Origin of the sequence: Acinetobacter sp. FL (genome assembly GCF_040744925.1) — a bacterium.
Lineage (GTDB): Bacteria > Pseudomonadota > Gammaproteobacteria > Pseudomonadales > Moraxellaceae > Acinetobacter > Acinetobacter radioresistens.
In genome coordinates this window covers 47,543-64,460 of the sequence record NZ_CP160438.1, presented here as the reverse complement: position 1 = coordinate 64,460, position 16,918 = coordinate 47,543, and the positions used below count along the sequence as shown (strand labels likewise).

At 41.4% G+C, this 16,918-nt stretch carries 14 protein-coding genes; 6 read left to right on the top strand and 8 right to left on the bottom strand.

The features are described 5' to 3' along the window. Positions 1-25: 25 nt before the first annotated feature. From ABZP31_RS15215 to cadR, 5 genes are all read right to left on the bottom strand, one after another. Entirely contained in the window at positions 26-3,184 is a 3,159-nt protein-coding gene (locus ABZP31_RS15215; protein WP_034671372.1) for a CusA/CzcA family heavy metal efflux RND transporter, read from the bottom strand. After that, the gene (locus ABZP31_RS15210; protein ID WP_004281853.1) at positions 3,174-4,409 is read right to left on the bottom strand and encodes an efflux RND transporter periplasmic adaptor subunit; all 1,236 of its coding nucleotides are present in this window, start codon (positions 4,407-4,409) and stop codon (positions 3,174-3,176) included. Before ABZP31_RS15210 ends, ABZP31_RS15215 begins: the two co-directional genes overlap by 11 nt. A gap of 1 nt (position 4,410) precedes the next feature. Continuing rightward, positions 4,411-5,778: a TolC family protein gene (locus ABZP31_RS15205; RefSeq protein ID WP_262476002.1), complete on the bottom strand. Its 1,368-nt coding sequence runs from the start codon at positions 5,776-5,778 to the stop codon at positions 4,411-4,413. A gap of 48 nt (positions 5,779-5,826) precedes the next feature. Further along, positions 5,827-6,237 carry a hypothetical protein gene (locus ABZP31_RS15200; RefSeq protein ID WP_262476003.1) on the bottom strand — a complete coding sequence of 137 codons (411 nt, stop codon included), beginning with the start codon at positions 6,235-6,237 and terminating at the stop codon, positions 5,827-5,829. Between the two features lie 142 nt (positions 6,238-6,379). After that, complete coding sequence (cadR, locus tag ABZP31_RS15195) at positions 6,380-6,772, bottom strand: Cd(II)/Pb(II)-responsive transcriptional regulator (protein WP_004992253.1); 393 nt, start codon at positions 6,770-6,772, stop codon at positions 6,380-6,382. A 90-nt stretch (positions 6,773-6,862) separates the two neighbouring features. On the opposite strand from cadR, the gene ABZP31_RS15190 reads away from it, so the two are divergent. The 6 genes from ABZP31_RS15190 (at position 6,863) to ABZP31_RS15165 (ending at position 12,475) form a co-directional block, all read left to right on the top strand. Continuing rightward, the gene (locus ABZP31_RS15190; protein WP_071851566.1) at positions 6,863-8,143 is read left to right on the top strand and encodes a cation diffusion facilitator family transporter; all 1,281 of its coding nucleotides are present in this window, start codon (positions 6,863-6,865) and stop codon (positions 8,141-8,143) included. Between the two features lie 11 nt (positions 8,144-8,154). After that, the gene (locus ABZP31_RS15185; protein WP_004665962.1) at positions 8,155-8,415 is read left to right on the top strand and encodes a FeoA family protein; all 261 of its coding nucleotides are present in this window, start codon (positions 8,155-8,157) and stop codon (positions 8,413-8,415) included. Further along, positions 8,405-10,234: a ferrous iron transporter B gene (locus tag ABZP31_RS15180; RefSeq protein WP_004281858.1), complete on the top strand. Its 1,830-nt coding sequence runs from the start codon at positions 8,405-8,407 to the stop codon at positions 10,232-10,234. The genes ABZP31_RS15185 and ABZP31_RS15180 overlap by 11 nt, the downstream gene beginning before the upstream one ends. Positions 10,235-10,370: 136 nt before the next feature. After that, positions 10,371-11,075 carry an IS6-like element IS1008 family transposase gene (locus ABZP31_RS15175; RefSeq protein WP_001067790.1) on the top strand — a complete coding sequence of 235 codons (705 nt, stop codon included), beginning with the start codon at positions 10,371-10,373 and terminating at the stop codon, positions 11,073-11,075. Positions 11,076-11,338: 263 nt separating this feature from the next. Then, on the top strand, positions 11,339-11,725 hold the full coding sequence (locus tag ABZP31_RS15170) for a diacylglycerol kinase (protein ID WP_005404852.1): 387 nt from the start codon (positions 11,339-11,341) through the stop codon (positions 11,723-11,725). Between the two features lie 39 nt (positions 11,726-11,764). Next, complete coding sequence (locus tag ABZP31_RS15165; protein ID WP_034689113.1) at positions 11,765-12,475, top strand: phosphatase PAP2 family protein; 711 nt, start codon at positions 11,765-11,767, stop codon at positions 12,473-12,475. 27 nt (positions 12,476-12,502) lie between these two features. Here ABZP31_RS15165 and ABZP31_RS15160 read toward each other — a convergent pair whose 3' ends face one another. Genes ABZP31_RS15160 through ABZP31_RS15150 form a run of 3 tightly spaced genes read right to left on the bottom strand, consistent with a single transcriptional unit; the run spans position 12,503 to position 16,186 of the window. Then, on the bottom strand, positions 12,503-13,822 hold the full coding sequence (locus tag ABZP31_RS15160) for an ATP-binding protein (RefSeq protein WP_120385345.1): 1,320 nt from the start codon (positions 13,820-13,822) through the stop codon (positions 12,503-12,505). Between the two features lie 5 nt (positions 13,823-13,827). After that, positions 13,828-14,508: a response regulator transcription factor gene (locus ABZP31_RS15155; protein WP_367156984.1), complete on the bottom strand. Its 681-nt coding sequence runs from the start codon at positions 14,506-14,508 to the stop codon at positions 13,828-13,830. 1 nt (position 14,509) lies between these two features. Next, positions 14,510-16,186 carry a phosphoethanolamine transferase gene (locus tag ABZP31_RS15150; protein ID WP_367156983.1) on the bottom strand — a complete coding sequence of 559 codons (1,677 nt, stop codon included), beginning with the start codon at positions 16,184-16,186 and terminating at the stop codon, positions 14,510-14,512. Positions 16,187-16,918: the final 732 nt, after the last annotated feature.

Sequence of the window (16,918 nt, the reverse complement as noted above, 5' to 3'; positions counted from 1 at the left end):
GCTGTAAATCGACTAATCTATTGGATTAAGAAACTTTCTTTTCATTCATCCAGCGGTACAGTACGGGCAATAAAACCAATGTAAGCAGGGTAGAGGAGATAATTCCTCCAATAACCACTGTTGCTAAAGGTCTCTGTACTTCTGCCCCAGTTCCGGTTGCCAAAGCCATCGGGACAAACCCAAGGGACGCCACACAAGCGGTCATCAGCACAGGTCTAAGACGCAAAATTGCACCCTGCCACGTTGCATAATAAAGGTCATATTGTTGTCGCAACTCTTTGATAAAGGTGAGCATGACTAAGCCATTCAGTACAGCCACCCCCGATAGTGCAATGAAGCCAACCCCTGCTGACATGGATAATGGAATGTCACGCAACCACAACGCGATTAAGCCTCCACATAAGGCAAACGGTACACCACTAAAGACCAGTAAGCTTTCTTTGATATTATGGAATACAGCCATCAATAAAATAAAGATCGTCAACAATGCGAGCGGAACCACCAATTGCATACGCGCTTTTGCAGACATCAGATTTTGAAATTGACCGCCATAATCTATCCAATAACCGCTTGGTAATTCCTGTTTGGATAACGTGCTCTGAAGCTCTGTTACGAATGAGCCTAAATCACGTCCTTCTACATTTGCAGTAATAACCACTCGACGTTTACCATTTTCACGGCTGACCTGATTAATACCCAGGATATTTTCAACGCGTGCCACATCTTGCAGTTGGACTAAACCACCATTCGGCAATTGAATAGGAAGTACCGCTAACTGTTCAGGACTACGCTGGGATTCATCTAGACGGATAACAAAATCAAAACGCTTGTCTCCCTGTAAAATTGTTCCAACATTCTGGCCACCGACACTTGTAGCTACCAGATCCTGAATTGCTCTTACCGACAAGCCATATTGTGCAGCTCTGGACTTATCCACCTCTACATTCAACAAGGGTAAGCCACTGGTCTGTTCTACATTAACGGCTGTCGCGCCTGAAATTGAGTTAATTTTTTGAGAAATTTTATTCGCTTCGCGATTCAGAATTTCCATATCATCGCCAAATAACTTGACACCCACATCACTTCGCACCCCTGAAATTAACTCGTTAAAACGCAGTTCAATGGGTTGCGAGAACTCACTGTTATTTCCCGGCAATGTCGCTAAGAAAGTAATCATTCTTTGGCGAAGCTCATCAATCGTTTGTTTTGGATCAGGCCATTCATCATGAGGTTTTAACAGTACCACGCCATCTGAAATGTTGGGTGGCATGACATCTGTGGCCACTTCTGCTGTACCGGTACGGGCAAAGATTGCTTTAATTTCAGGAAATTCTTTCAACAGTAACTTTTCAGTATTTTCCTGCATTCTCAGTGACTGTTCTAACCCTGTACTTGGGGAACGCATTTGCTGAACAGCAAAATCACCTTCACCCAGTTGAGGTGCAAACTCGCTACCTGTTTGAGTGGCTAGCACGCCCGTAAGCACTAAAATACAGGCAGCCACAATAGTCACAAATAAACGAAGCTCATAGGCTTTATCTAAAAGCAGTTCATATTTGGTTTTAAGCCAATGCATCCAGCGACTTTCGGTTTCCTTGACTTCTCCAGTGACAAATAGGGCAACTGCGGCTGGCACAAAAGTGACAGATAAAATCATGGCCCCAATTAAAGCCAGTACAACAGTCATTGCCATAGGATGGAAAAGTTTGGCTTCTACACCCGTCAGGGTAAAGATAGGTAGATAAACCACCAAAATAATTAACTGTCCAAAAATCAGAGGACGACGCGCCTGTTTTGCAGCCAAGAAGACTTCTTTAAATCTTTCAGAACGGCTAAGTAAACCACCTTTCAGCTTCTGAGCTTCTGCTAGCCGACGGATACAGTTTTCTACAATAACCACTGCACCATCAATAATAATACCGAAGTCCAGTGCCCCTAAACTCATCAGATTTGCACTAATCTTCTGCTCTGCCATTCCCGTCAAGGTAAACAGCATTGAGAGTGGAATAACGCAAGCCGTGATCAGCGCAGCACGGAAATTACCTAGAAAGAGAAATAAAATAACAATGACGAGGATTGCACCCTCAATCAAATTTTTCTGAACGGTTTTGATCGCCCGATCAACCAAATGCGTACGGTCATACACAGTCTCAATCACCACACCTTTAGGTAGCGATTGCTGGATCGATTGCACCTTTTCATCAATGGCTTGAGCAACGGTACGGCTATTTTCTCCCATCATCATCATGGCAATACCCAATACAGTTTCTTCACCATTATAGGTTGCAGCCCCTGTTCTTAAGTCATGACCAATTGAGACATTGGCGACATCTGCCACCCGAATCGGATAGCCGTTTTTATTGGCAATACTGATGTTCTGGATATCTTCAATCGTGTTTAAAGTGCCGGGAACACGAACCGTTAGCTGTTGTCCATTTTTCTCAATATAGCCAGCACCACGGTTTTCATTATTCTCTGTTAAGGCAGTTTGTAAATCAGACAAAGGAATTTGCAATTGTTGCAATCGGTTCAGATCAGGGGCAACCACATAGGTTTTATTAAAGCCACCGATACTGTTGATCTCAGCAACGCCTTTTACGCGCTGTAATTGCGGTCTTACAATCCAATCCTGAATTTCACGTAAATCCATCGCCGAATAAGGGGTTCCATCCGGCTTTTTAGCATTTGGTTCGGCTTTAATCACCCATTGATAGATTTCACCTAAACCTGTCGAAATAGGCGACATGTTAGGTTGCACATCTTCAGGCATTTCTCCCATTGCTTCTTGCAAGCGCTGGTTGATAAGCTGTCTGGCCCAGTAAATATCCGTGCCATCTTCAAAAATGATGGTCACTTGCGATAAGCCGTAGCGTGAAATCGAACGGGTTTGTTCCATTTTCGGCATGCCTGACATGGCATTCTCGATTGGATATGTAATCCGCTGTTCCATTTCTAAAGCCGTAAAACCATTGGCTGAAGTGTTAATCTGCACCTGAGTATTGGTAATATCTGGTACAGCATCAATCGGTAACTTTTGATAACTATAAATACCAATAGCAATCCAGGCTGCAATAAACAGCATGACCCAGATTGCGTTATGGATAGAAAACTGGATCAGTCGATCAAACAGTCCTTCAGGTTTTACCGATTCGTGGTCTGGAATGTGAGGGCTTTTAGTGCTCATGTGAAGCCTCTCCTTTTTCCAGCTCGGATTTCAGTAAAAAACTGCCTTGAGCGGCATATTTTTGTCCCTGACTAAGCCCACTCACCACTTCAATCCATTGGCTCTCCCCAGATGATTGCCCTAATTTCACAGGTTGCGGACTGAATTCAACTTTTTGTCCATGCTGAGTGGCGACAAAAACCACATCTTTTCCATCGACATTCTGAACTGCGGACTTAAGTACCCGTAATGCGGTACTTTCACTCCGTTGTTGCAACTGTACGTTCACCATCAAGTTTGGACGTAATTCGGTTGCATTCGATTCAACTTTTGCTCGCACCTGAAGACGACCTGTTTGAATATCCGCTTCAGTATTTAAAGTCTGAATAACAGCTTGATAAACCTTTTCTGTTTGCAAGGATTTAAATTCGATCTTTTGATTCGGGGCTAAGCCCATAATTTCAGAATTTGGAACAATAAACTCAAGCCAGAGTTGATCTAACCGGTCTATCGTAAAGAGTTGATCGGCTAACTGAACATTTTCCCCGAGAACCAAATCCTTTTTACTGATCACGCCAGAAATGGGAGCTTTCAAAATATAGCGTCCGTTACTGGCATTCACTGCACCAAATGCACTTAAACGTGATTGGGCCGCTTGAACCTGAATTTGTGCCCGTTTATAGCTGTTATAAGCACGTTGATAGTCCTGTTTTGCTGAAATGCCCTGTGACCAAAGCTGACGCTCACGATCATAGTCTTGTTTCGCCAGTTCAAGGTTGGTTTGTTCAATTTTAAGATTGGCCTGCTGATCAACTAGATCAGGAACAAGCAACGCAGCCAAAGGCTGTCCTTTCTGAACTTTTTGACCGAGTTCTACATAGACATTTTCTACATGACCACTAAAACTCGGTGAGACGTGCGCTTGCTGATCCGTATTCACATTCAGTTTGGCAGGATAAGAACTTAATTTAACCACCGGGCCTTGATCGACCGCTGATAATTGTATGCCCTGTTCCACCAGTTGCTTGGCAGTCAGGCTCACACCTTCTGCATGCTCTTCGGTTTCACCGCCATGTTCTTCTCCGCTTTCTTCCTCGGCATGTTCATCTGATGTTTCCGATTTATTCTTACCAGTTAAGATCAAAAAAATACTGAGGAGTACGGTAGCGCCGATAACCAAACTAATCAGTAGAGGTTGAGAGATTTTTCCGCTCTGTTTTTTTAAGCTGTTTTTAAGATCGAACATGTTAATTTCCCCCACCAATGACAGGCATGGCCTGTATGTCTTGCCATAAGTTTTGATTGATTTGTGCAATAGCATCTTTCGACATGACTTCACTTGGGCTAATGCCTAAGCTCAAACTTTCTGCTTCAATGGCCTTTTGCCAGCCATCCCGTAACAACTGGACTTTACGCAGACGGATGTCTTGTAATTGAAGCGTGGCTTGCTGAACATCGGTTAAAGCAAACTTGCCTGCCAAGAAACCTTGTAGCGTCTTACTTTGAACTTGAGTCGCCAAAGGAATTTGAGTCTCGTCAACGACTTTGAATTGCAGCTCTAAACCCTGCAACTCGGTTAAAATTGTGCCTATTTGCAGCGCATTTTGCTTCAGATAAAACTCTTTCTGACGCTCTAATAAGTTCATTTTTTCTTGCGCGATTTTTATGCCATTTTGCTGACGATCGAAAATATTAAGCGGTACACTGACTCCGACTACTAATTGATTTTGTGTTGAGTTATCCAAGGATTGGGTGCGGTTAACGCCCAGGTTTAAAGTGGGGTTAGGACGTGCCTTTGCCCTTAGTTGATCAACCGTTGCTTGAGACTCTAATACCAGTAAAGCTCGATATTTCTCAACGTAGTTTTCCGCTAAATATTCTTGAACCTGTTCATGAGTCGATTTTGGCCAGAGCTTTTGTGAAGAGAGGTTTACCTGCAATGACTTATCAGAGGTTCCCCATAAATTTGATAATTGTTGGGTGGCCACTTGTACCTGTAAGTCGGCCTGTCTAAAAAGACGGATATTTTCAGCATGGCTTAAACGTGCGCGATTTACATCTACTTGGGCAATACTGCCTGCATTAAAGCGCTTTTCGATTGCTTGAAGGTTTTCTTGGCTCACCCGAAGTTGTTCATTGACAATGTTTTTTTCAAGTTCAGCAATGGCCAGTTGTGACCATACATATTTCACTGCAAGCTCAATTTGTGCTTGATAAATCTTCTGTTTCAGCGCTGTTTTATCTGTAGAGAGACTGGCTAATTTTTGGTTTGCTCTTCGCTCACCAAAAATATCCAAGGGTTGTGATATGCCAATGGTAAGCTCTTTTTCATTATTTGAACCAAATCCCGTTTGTTCAACTGACAGTTCAGGATTTTTAAACAGCTTACTTTGCTGGATATTAGTGGCATTAATGCTGTTTTGCGTTTCCCAGAAATTTTGGGACGCTTGATACTGGTTGACCTGATCAATGGCTTGTCGCAGCGTTAAATCTTGAGGACTGGCGACTACAGAAGTACTCAAGCTGATCATTGCGGATAGCAAGACACCTGTACGGAATGCTGACCAGGATAAATTCAGGATAGAAGTATCCTGATATAATTTGTTTTTTGACATGAAATGCCCCACACATAATAAGATTAGGAGTGGTGGGCTTTTATAAGACTACCCCACCAATAGTAGGGGCAAATCAGGAGGGGGTGTTAATTGATCCAGATAAGGGGATTTATAAAAAGTTCTTCCCAAATAAGATGGTGTAAGGACTGTCTCAAAATGAGTTTTAAGCTTCAAATCATCGGGTGGGTCAATCTGAATCACGATTGTATTTGAGAAATGACTGCACTTTTCGTTAAAACAAACCTTCTGACAATAGTCATAAATTTCTTTATAGTTTTCTAAGGAATAAAGTGCTTGACTAGGACTATCACTCTTTTCGTCTAAATCGATTGGATTAGAGAGTATTGAATTGGGTATGTTTGGCATTTCATGCAGACACGCAGCCTCTGCCACACTCCAAATATTCTGGAATGTGAATAAGAGTACCAATATCTGGATTAGAAATGTTTTTCTCTTCATACACAAATCTGTATTTAAAACACCAATAAGAAGCTGTCCAGATCTATCAAAGATCTGATCACAGAATTTGAGTAACCTTAAACTTTTTGCAGCCTTAAGTAAAGATATACAGAATTTTTGAAAAAAGCATAGGTCTAGATAATCAAGCTAGATTTTTTAGAACTCCACATTGGTCAATTGTACATAAGCCATCACAAGTACCTCTTAAATCAGATAATTGTTCAATAAGCTTTTGTTGCTTGATTATATTTTCCCTGATAGCACTGACATGTAAGTCAATTAATTCATTCACATCTGAACAATTTTTCTTGGGATTATCTTTATAGGTGAGTAATTGACGAATTTCATTCAAACTCATATTTAAAGTTCGGCAATTCAAAATAAACTTAATTCGCTCAACATAGCCTACATCGTAAAGGCGGTAATTTCCTTCCGTTCTTTCCGGTTCCGGAATTAAACCTTCCTTTTCATAAAACCTAATTGTTAATACTGAACATGAGGTTTTTTTAGAGAGTTCACCAATTTTTAAATGCATTGAGTTGGTATTTCCAAAAAATCTTGACTCTATAGTAACTATAGGGATTCTAATATTCAAAGTTTATAAATTTTTTTAATGGGTATAATTATGAGTGGTTGTGGATGTAGTAAAGAAACACCATGCGAAGATAAGAAATCTCAACAAGAAAATCATCCATCAATTGCAGAAGCAAACAATTCAAAGAATTGTAATAATACGCTTAGCTGTTGTGGGGAAGAGGAAGAAAAAAAATCTTCATCCCCTTGCTGTAACACTTCAAACAGTTGTGAAGATACCGCTCAATCCTGTTGTAGTTCTGATCCCAAAGAAAATTTAAGCACTGAAGACGTTTTAAAAGATTCGCACTACATGAGTGAATACTTAGTTCCCAAAATGGATTGTTCTGCGGAAGAACAGATGGTTCGTATGGCGCTATCTTCAATTGATGGTGTTCAAAAACTCATCTTTGATTTACCTAACCGGTCTTTAAAGGTTCTACATAATCAAAAAGATGAAAATATAACTACCAAACTTGAAGCTTTGGGTTTTGGTGCAAAGCTTGTGAAGACTGAAACTTATATAAGCAATCAACAGGCTAAGCAAACAAGTACCTACACCATTCCTAAAATGGATTGCTCTGCTGAAGAGCAAATGGTCCGTATGGCTCTTGCAGATATTGAAGCAGTTAAAGGTCTTACTTTTGATCTTCCCAATCGAAAACTGAAAGTCTTCCATAATGAAGGGATTCAGCAAATTACGGCCAAACTTGAAGGACTGGGTTTTGGGGCGAAACTTGATGAAACACAGCTTTCTTCAGGCGATATACCTAATGAACCTGATCCTGTGAGACAAGCTAAAGTACTTAAACTGTTATTAGGCATTAATGCTCTACTTTTCTTTATAGAATTCATCAGCGGAATTATTGCTGCGTCTACAGGATTGATTGCTGATTCTCTAGATATGTTTGCCGATGCAGCCGTTTATGGTATTGCGCTATATGCCGTCGGAAAAGCTGCGAAATATCAAGTGAAAGCAGCCCATTTCGCAGGTTGGATTCAGTTATTACTTGCTGTCATCGTGATTATTGATGTCATTAGACGATTCATGTTTGGAAGCGAGCCAGAATCAATGCTCATGATTGTTATTGGCCTGCTCGCACTTATAGCTAACGTGACATGCTTATATCTTATTTCTGGTCATCGAGAAGATGGCGCACATATGAAAGCCAGTTGGATTTTCTCGGCGAATGACGTTGTCGTAAATATGGGCGTTATATTTGCCGGTGTACTCGTGGCGTGGACGGGATCAGCTTACCCAGACTTAATCATTGGCATCCTGGTTTCTTTATTCGTGCTTAATGGTGCTCGAAAGATTTTGGCTTTGAAGTAAGAGTATCGAAAATGAATCTATTTCAAGTTAAACAAAATCAGATCGTCAAAATTAGAGATCTCAAAAAAGGTAATCAATACAGTCATACCACTGATCCCGTATTGGAACGGCTCCAACTATTAGGTTTTAGAGAGGGTGAAACTCTACAAGTACTCGCTAAAGGTGTTTTTGGCGGAGATCCTGTTTTAGTTCAGATTGAAACTTCAAGATTCGCATTAAGAAAGAATGAAGCTGAAAGAATTTTTGTAGAGTTAGTATCCAATGAAGATTAAGAACATTGCATTAGTCGGTAATCCAAATTGCGGAAAAACCTCTTTATTTAATACGCTTACTGGTACGCGACAAAAAGTTGCCAACTATGCTGGGGTTACCGTAGAAAGAAAAGAAGGTTCTTTTAAATTACCTTCTGGTGATGCAATACGAGTATTGGACTTACCCGGAACTTACAGTTTAAAACCTAGTAGTTTAGATGAAGAAGTCACCAGGGCAGTTTGTTTGGGCGAGCTAAAAGGTGAAATTCTACCCGATATTTTTATATGCGTTGTAGATGCCACAAATTTAAGCTTACATTTGAGCTTGGTTCTCGAAGTTCGTGCTCTAAATCGCCCTATGATTCTTGTATTAAATATGATGGATGAGGTCAAAAAGCGTGGTATTTCCATTGATAAGGATAAACTGTCTCAACTGTTAGGTATCCCTGTAGTTGAAGCTGTCGCAGTTAAAACAAAAGGAATTCAAGATTTAATTAATCAATTAGATCAAAAAAATCTTTTTATTACTCCTTATCATTCTGAATTAAGTCATTTTGAACAGGTCAAACAAATCACCAAACAAGTTATTTTAAATAATGACAGTGGTGATAAAAGAACCGCATTTCTAGATAAAATTTTTCTACATCCTGTATTGGGTTTAGTAATCTTAACTTTAACCATGTTTGTGATGTTCCAGGCGGTATTTATATGGGCAACGCCTTTTATTGAATTCATTGAAAATTTTGTCGCATGGCTCAGTGATTTTATTGGACCACTAATCCAACATCCTCTATTAAAAAGCTTGGTTGTGGATGGGGTAATTGCTGGTGCAGGTAGCGTGCTTGCATATATGCCTCAGATTTTGATTTTATTCTTCTTCATTTTAATGCTTGAAGAGTCAGGCTATTTACCCCGGGCAGCATTTCTTTTAGATAAATTAATGTCTAAAGCCGGGCTTAGCGGCCGTTCATTTATTCCTCTGCTATCCAGTTTTGCTTGTGCCATTCCCGGAATTATGGCAACCAGAAGTATCAGCTCTGAACGGGACCGATTAGCAACAATTATGATTGCACCCTTGATGACCTGTTCAGCAAGATTGCCAGTATATGCTTTATTGATCGCGGCATTTATTCCGAACCAATTAATCTACGGCTGGTTAAGTCTGCAAGGATTAGTCCTTTTTGGTCTTTATATGTCGGGAATAGTCTCAGCGTTATTAGTTTCAGTGTTTCTGAAATTGGTTCGAAAAGATAAAACTGAAAGTATTTTTATTTTTGAACTTCCCACATACCGAATTCCAGATATTAGAAATATTGCATTAGGCTTATATGATAGGGCAACTATTTTCTTAAAACGAGTTGGTGGCATTATCGTTGCACTGTCTATCTTGTTATGGGTGCTAGTCACGTTCCCTCAACCACCAGATAATGCAAGCATGCCGGCCATTAACTATAGTTTAGCTGGTCAGTTAGGACATTTAATTCATCCTATATTTGCGCCTATTGGGTTTACATGGGAAATATGTATTGCACTCATTCCTGCTATGGCAGCAAGGGAAGTTGTAATTGCTGCTCTTGGGGTGATTTATGCGATGTCAGGTGATGAAGATACAGTAACTCAAAGTCTGTTAAGTCAAATTTCAGGCCCGGATGGATGGGGGTTAGCCACAGGTTTATCATTATTGGTATGGTTTATTTTTGCTCCCCATTGTCTTGCTACGTTAGCAACAATTAGACGAGAAACTGGCAGCTGGAAACAGCCCATCATTATGGCAACTTATTTGTTTGCATTAGCCTACATCTTTTCATTCATCACATATCAAGTTGCGAGTAAGTTTTAATTAGCAAATGAATAAAAGAGGGGGGGAGCTAGCTCCCCCCCCCTTTATTAAATTACTCGATGTAAGCGTGGGCGGCACTGTTGCAAATAGGCTGACATGATAAGCTAAATATCTTATTTATTTCGAGATACAGCAGATGAATCCCTTCCATGGTCGGCACTTTCAAGGTGAAATCATTCTTTGGGCTGTTCGTTGGTATTGTAAATATGGCATCAGCTATCGTGAACTTCAAGAAATGCTCGCTGAACGAGGTGTGAATGTTGACCACACCACAATTTATCGTTGGGTTCAGCGTTATGCTCCAGAAATGGAAAAACGCTTACGCTGGTATTGGCGTAATCCTACAGATTTACATTCATGGCATATGGATGAGACTTATATCAAAGTGAAGGGGCGATGGACTTACCTGTATCGTGCAGTTGATCAACGTGGTCATACGATTGACTTTTACCTTTCCGCTAGACGGAACAGTAAATCAGCCTATTGTTTTTTAGGAAAGATCTTCAATACGGTGAAAAAATGGCAAATTCCACGGGTCATCAATACAGATAAAGCAGCGACCTATGGCCATGCTTTATCACGGTTAAAGCGAGAAGGAAAATGTCCAGTAGATATTGAGCACAGGCAGATTAAGTATAAAAATAATGTCATTGAATGTGATCATGGTAAGTTAAAGCGGATCATCAGGGCCACATTAGGATTCAAATCTATGAAGACGGCTTATGCCACAATTAAAGGTATTGAAGTCATGCGTGCACTACGTAAAGGACAAGCATCGTCATTTTATTATGGTCAGCCTCAAGGTGAAGTGTGTCTAATCAACAGGGTTTTCGGTCTCTAAGCACTTTTAAAAAGGAACTTCATCGACTCAAATCTCTATTTGCAACAGTGCCATAAATAAACAGCTTTTTTACACAAACATTCAAAAGGTGAATTCTCCCCAATCCATTCAAATTAATTTTTTTATATGAAAGCTGATTGAAATACACATCTAGATCATAAATCTGATTAGATAAATGCGGATCAAATCGACATCCATTTTTAAGAGAGTTTTAAGGTTAAGAACTTAAATTAATCAAATTTCGTCTTAACTGAATCATTTCTATGTCCCCTGATCGTTCACTTTATAAAGGCACTTCCGGAATACAACGTATTTTCAATGCTACCCGTTATTCCATGGCTGGTTTGAAAACCGCCTTTCAAAATGAGGCCGCCTTCCGGCAGATCCTGCTGATTAATCTTATTTTGATTCCTCTAAGCTTTTGGATGCCAGTTAGCCGAGTTGAGCAAGCGCTCATGGTCGCCGTGTGCCTGTTGGCGCTGATCATTGAACTGATTAACTCAGCGATAGAGGCAGTGGTAGATCGTATTTCCATGGAACGGCATGAACTGTCTAAAAATGCCAAGGATATGGGCAGTGCGGCTCAGTTTGTAGCACTTAGTTTAATTGCCCTGACCTGGGGCATCATTTTGGCTGGTCATTTGATTTGACCTCTGCTCTTGCTACTGCCTGAAATGGACAACTTAAAAATGATCACTGACCGTTCCCGGTTTTTACTGACCCAAACTTTACTTTTGATCTTCAGTTTTTTGATTCTTCTCAACTTCTTTGACATTGGAGGAGTGCTGGACTTACAGCTCATCTATCCCTTTATCGATGATCATGGTCAATTTCCCCTTCGACAACAATGGGCACTGGCAGAACTCAATCATCGCTATGTGAAAGACCTGCTGATTCTGGTGTATATCACATTATTACTGGCCTGGTTGGCATCACTAAAATGGCAGAACTGGCATACGCGGCGCTGGGAATTTGGCTATTTTTTTAGCATGGTGGTGCTGACCACGGCCTCGATCGGAATTTTAAAATCTCAGTCGGCCCATGCCTGTCCCTGGGATATGACCATACCTACCCATAACGGGATTTTGTGGGATTTTAGTGCTACTGCGGGCCACTGTTTTCCTGGAGGGCATGCATCTAGTGGTTTTGCGTTGATGGCTGGTTATTTTGTTTATCGCATTTCTAACCGCAAGCGTGCTTATTTTCTTCTGATCGCTGCAGTAATTTTAGGGTTGACCATGGGCTGGGCACAAATGATGCGCGGAGCACATTTCCTGAGTCATAATTTATGGACTGGCTGGATTATCTGGTGCATGAATGTCATTGGCTATACGCTGTTTAGCCATAAACTACCCATAGAAAAGACCACTCCTATACTCTCTAGTATCAGGCAACCTTAACTCCAAAAAAACCAGAAGCTTATTCGCTTAGGCTTCGATTAAAGGAAGCTTGACCTGTACACAAAGGCCACTCAGATTGGTACTTCGCGAAAATTCTAGTGTTCCACCCAAGCGCTCGGTGGCTTTATCTACAATGGATAAACCCAAACCGCTGCCAATTTCTGCATGGTTATGTATCCGGTAGAAGCGTTGCCGGATCTGATTGAATTGAGCAGGATCTATCCCTGCCCCACTGTCTTCAATTTGTAAAACCGCCTGCCGTCCTTGCTGGAAAATAGATACATTAATCACGCCATCCTTCGGACTATATTTAATTGCATTATCAATTAAATTATAAATAATCGAGTGCAAGGCCGAAGCTTGGCCCTGAATCAACAGTTCCTGCTGCTGTTCTACGCCCAAATCAATGTCTTTCTGTAGCGCCAATTGAATTAGTTCTTCGATACAGGTGACTGTCATTTGATTCAGTGATAGCAATTGAACAGGTTCGCTTAAACCTTCGGTCACATCCTGTTTGGCCAGACTCAATAACTGGTTGACCAGATGCTGCATACGCAAAATGCCTTGACTCAAATTATGGATAGACTCGCTTTGAGGGAACTGCTGTAGCAAAATTTGCAGCTGTAAGTTTAGTGCTGTCAGTGGCGTGCGTAATTCATGGGCAGAATCTGCTACAAATTGACGTTGTTCCTGTTGGGCCAGAGAAATGCGGCCAAACAAATAATTCATTTCCTGAATGGTCGGTTCCAGCTCCAAGGGATAATCTTTCATTGCAATTGGCTTTAAGTCTTGTGCCTTGCGGCTGGCCAATTCAGTTTTAAAATCATTGAGCGGCTGAAAATTTTTCCGGATCATCCAGCCTAAGCCAAATACTGCAAAAGGTAAAAAAAGCACATAAGGAAGAAACATATTGGCTGCCAGCTCCAGCGCCAGTTCCTGCCGGACATTTTGCTGCTGGCTCACCTGAATCTGTAATTGCTTACCAGGAATAATATAAGTTAACCAGGTTCCATACGGCGTTTGATGCTTGTAGAAACCTGCTTTCCTGACCGGCGCCACCAGAACATCCTGCAGATGCAAGGAAGTGGCTGTATCTGTATAGGACCAGATATCTACAAATAAATCTTCTTCACTGTATTGTTTTGCCAGATCGATTTGACTTTGCAGGGGCTGCGGATGATTTTCTGAAATGCGCTCTGCCAGGCTTTGCATCTGTTTATCCAGTACTTCATTAATTTCTTCGAGCGCAATCCGGTATGCAGCAAAGATCAGCACACAGCCCAGCACCACGCTAAACAGTGAAATATAAATAACTAGACGTTTTTGCAAGGAATAACGTTTCTGCATGGCGCTCATCCTAAGCGATACCCTAGCCCACGTATGGTACGTATGGTACGTATGAAGTCTTTTCCTAGTTTTGCCCGCAGATGATGGATATAAACTTCTACCGTATTACTGCTTACATCACTATCAAAATCATAAAGCTTGTCTTCTAAATCGTTTTTAGAAAAAATTTTGCTAGGATGCATGAGGAGTGCAGTGAGAATAGACCATTCCCGATTAGATAACTCGATCGGTTCATCATTAAAGCATGCAATGTGCTGTTCCAGGTCCAGTTCCAGCCCACTGTGTGATAATTTCTTATTTATATCTGTCACAGTATTTTTTAAACCACTACGGCGTATTAAGGCATGAATACGGGCCAGTAGCTCGTCAAATTCATAGGGTTTAATCAAGTAATCATCTGCTCCCTGATTCAGCCCATCTACCCGATTTTGTAACTGAGCCCGGGCAGAGATAATCAGCACCGGTAAATTCGGAAACTTCTGCCGGATATTTTTTAGCACCAGCATGCCATCCATCATCGGCAAGCCTAAATCGAGCAGGACAATATCGTAGACCTGCTGCTGTAACTGTTTTAAACCCTCAATCCCATTATTGACCCAATGCACATCAAACTGATGCAGCTTGAGCAATGTTTCAGTCGACTCGGCAATCATAAAGTCATCTTCAATAATCAGTATTTTATGCATTTCAAGCTCTATTCTTTAATGATGGTGAGCATTGTGCAAGCATATCATTTTTAGCTTCAGTCACTTGCGTTTTTATATCCAGTAAACTTAATAAGCTGGGGAAAAGATGATCCTGACTACGGGCCTGTTCGGTCTGTCCTTTGAGACAGCTGACCTGCTGGGTATTCTGCTGCTTCCAGGCATCGGAGAACCACATCAGCATCGGGACATGGGTTTGCTGGGTCGGTGCCATGCTATAAGGAGCACCATGCAGGTATAAACCATGCTCTCCGGTGGATTCTCCATGATCAGACAGGTACCAGAAACCGGTCTGATATTGAGTCTGCTGCTTTAAAGTTTCAATGATCTGGGCAAGAACATGGTCTGTATATACAATCGAATTATCATAGCTATTCTTTAATTCTTCTGTACTACAGCCCTGAATAGCATTGGTATTACAGGTCGGTTGAAATGGCTGATATGGCGCTTTGGAACGCTTGTAATATGCGGGGCCATGACTACCCATCTGATGCAGTACAATTAATTGTGGTTTCGGGTTGTTTTTATCCAGATGTGCCAGATAATCTTTCAGGCTATCCACCAGGATTTCATCAAAACATTCACCACCGGCATCACACCACTTCTGTTTCAGTTGTGCCGGAATCTGGTATTTTTGTACCCGGTCACAGGCACCTTTACAGCCCGAATTATTATCAATCCAGGTCACCTGATACCCGGCGCGCTGAGCAATATCCAGTAAACCTTCTCGGTGGCTGGCTAACTGTTCATCATAGGTTTCACGTGACATGCCCGAAAACATACAAGGGACTGAAACAGCTGTGGCAGTTCCACAAGAGCTGACCTGATTGAAATTAATTACTGGTAACTTGCTCAGTTCAGGATTGGTATTGCGCGCATAGCCATTTAAAGCGAAACTCTCGGCACGTGCAGTTTCTCCCACTACCAGCACCATCAATTTGGGTTGTTTCTGTATTTGAGCCTGCAGCAGCAGATGGGCATCTTCACCATAAGGAATCAAAGGCAAATTCGCTTTAGGTGCTTTCTTTTTATAGTAGGATACGGTGGATGCAATGCTATTTTGTGGGGAAATCATGCCCTTCAGATCGCGGTGCTCGCGGAAGATGGCTGCATAATCGACATAAAAACAGAATAACAGTCCTAGAATCAATACGGCCGAAAGCAGACTGCTAAGGCTTTTATGCAACAATTGACGCCCGAAAGATGCAGGCTGAATGTTCAGCATCCAGATGATACACAAAGGAAAAATCACAAAGACCAGCGTCCAGATCACCAGCCGTATTGACCAGAGATCACGGACTTCCCGAGCATCGGTCTGCAGCATATTCTGGATCTGGTCCGGCGTAATAACAACCCCCAGACTATTGACAAAATAAGCACTAAAACCGCCCAGAATGATCAGCACACTGGCCAGTATCTTGGCATTCCATTTCCAGTTCAGCCACTGCAAGACCAGATTGTACAAGCCGATAACTACCAGGACTGTAGCCGCCAATAATGCGCCTGCCTTGAGGTTGGTATAAGGCGTCAATTGATGGATTTTCTGATAGAAAGCAAAGTTTAAGACCAGTCCCAGCCAAATGGCGAGTAAAAGGTTGAAGCGTGCAAGGCTGATGGGTTTGATCTGGCGTAGACCGGGAAAAGAAGGCAGCTTAAGCATTTTTTTAGTTCAAAGACTTTAATATGCTTTAGCCTAAAATTTGAATCTTAAAAATGACTTAAAATAATCTGAGAACTACAAAAACTTATACATATTTTGATTTCAAATCAAATCTGATAAAACTAAAAATGCAGCCCAAGCACGTTGGGGAAAATCCGCAAGTAATGCTCAAGCAAATCATGAGCACAGCCCGAGTATTACTCAAGTCATGCTTGAACCATGCCCTGAATAGCCACCACTTTCCTAGACAAATACAGCCCAAAGAATGATTTCACCCTGAAAATGCCGACCATGGAAGGGATTCATATGCTGCACCTTTAGCTAAAAGAGGATTCAGCTTACCATTAGTGGTTATTTGCAACAGTGCCCTTTTTCTTATGCACGTGGCATGTTCCCTCAGGTTTGATTTAAACCTTCTGCAGTAGAAGTTGAACCTCAACAGCTTGGGCTGCAAATAATTTTTAGCTCAAGTTTGATTGCTCTAAGTAATCTATAACCACCTTCTGGTGAGATAGATATTCAGAACACAATCCGACGAATGGAGTTGTTTTTTTCCACTGCTGTTTTACCATCTTGATTATGTTACACAATCAAGATGAACAAATAAAATGGATGAATTTCAGCATGGTGGTGCCCGTGAAGGTGCTGGTCGCAAACCAGTTCATGAAGGCCCAACCAAAGTGATCGGCACTGTTGCAAATAACAACGAATGGTAAGCTGAAGACTGTTTTA

What these genes read in the sequence shown, in the direction of transcription:
- ABZP31_RS15215 (WP_034671372.1), bottom strand. Translation starts at nt 3,184, where the DNA reads ATGAGCACTAAAAGCCCTCACATTCCAGACCACGAATCGGTAAAACCT.
- ABZP31_RS15210 (WP_004281853.1), bottom strand. Translation starts at nt 4,409, where the DNA reads ATGTTCGATCTTAAAAACAGCTTAAAAAAACAGAGCGGAAAAATCTCT.
- ABZP31_RS15205 (WP_262476002.1), bottom strand. Translation starts at nt 5,778, where the DNA reads ATGTCAAAAAACAAATTATATCAGGATACTTCTATCCTGAATTTATCC.
- ABZP31_RS15200 (WP_262476003.1), bottom strand. Translation starts at nt 6,237, where the DNA reads ATGAAGAGAAAAACATTTCTAATCCAGATATTGGTACTCTTATTCACA.
- cadR (WP_004992253.1), bottom strand. Translation starts at nt 6,772, where the DNA reads ATGCATTTAAAAATTGGTGAACTCTCTAAAAAAACCTCATGTTCAGTA.
- ABZP31_RS15190 (WP_071851566.1), top strand. Translation starts at nt 6,863, where the DNA reads ATGAGTGGTTGTGGATGTAGTAAAGAAACACCATGCGAAGATAAGAAA.
- ABZP31_RS15185 (WP_004665962.1), top strand. Translation starts at nt 8,155, where the DNA reads ATGAATCTATTTCAAGTTAAACAAAATCAGATCGTCAAAATTAGAGAT.
- ABZP31_RS15180 (WP_004281858.1), top strand. Translation starts at nt 8,405, where the DNA reads ATGAAGATTAAGAACATTGCATTAGTCGGTAATCCAAATTGCGGAAAA.
- ABZP31_RS15175 (WP_001067790.1), top strand. Translation starts at nt 10,371, where the DNA reads ATGAATCCCTTCCATGGTCGGCACTTTCAAGGTGAAATCATTCTTTGG.
- ABZP31_RS15170 (WP_005404852.1), top strand. Translation starts at nt 11,339, where the DNA reads ATGTCCCCTGATCGTTCACTTTATAAAGGCACTTCCGGAATACAACGT.
- ABZP31_RS15165 (WP_034689113.1), top strand. Translation starts at nt 11,765, where the DNA reads ATGATCACTGACCGTTCCCGGTTTTTACTGACCCAAACTTTACTTTTG.
- ABZP31_RS15160 (WP_120385345.1), bottom strand. Translation starts at nt 13,822, where the DNA reads ATGCAGAAACGTTATTCCTTGCAAAAACGTCTAGTTATTTATATTTCA.
- ABZP31_RS15155 (WP_367156984.1), bottom strand. Translation starts at nt 14,508, where the DNA reads ATGCATAAAATACTGATTATTGAAGATGACTTTATGATTGCCGAGTCG.
- ABZP31_RS15150 (WP_367156983.1), bottom strand. Translation starts at nt 16,186, where the DNA reads ATGCTTAAGCTGCCTTCTTTTCCCGGTCTACGCCAGATCAAACCCATC.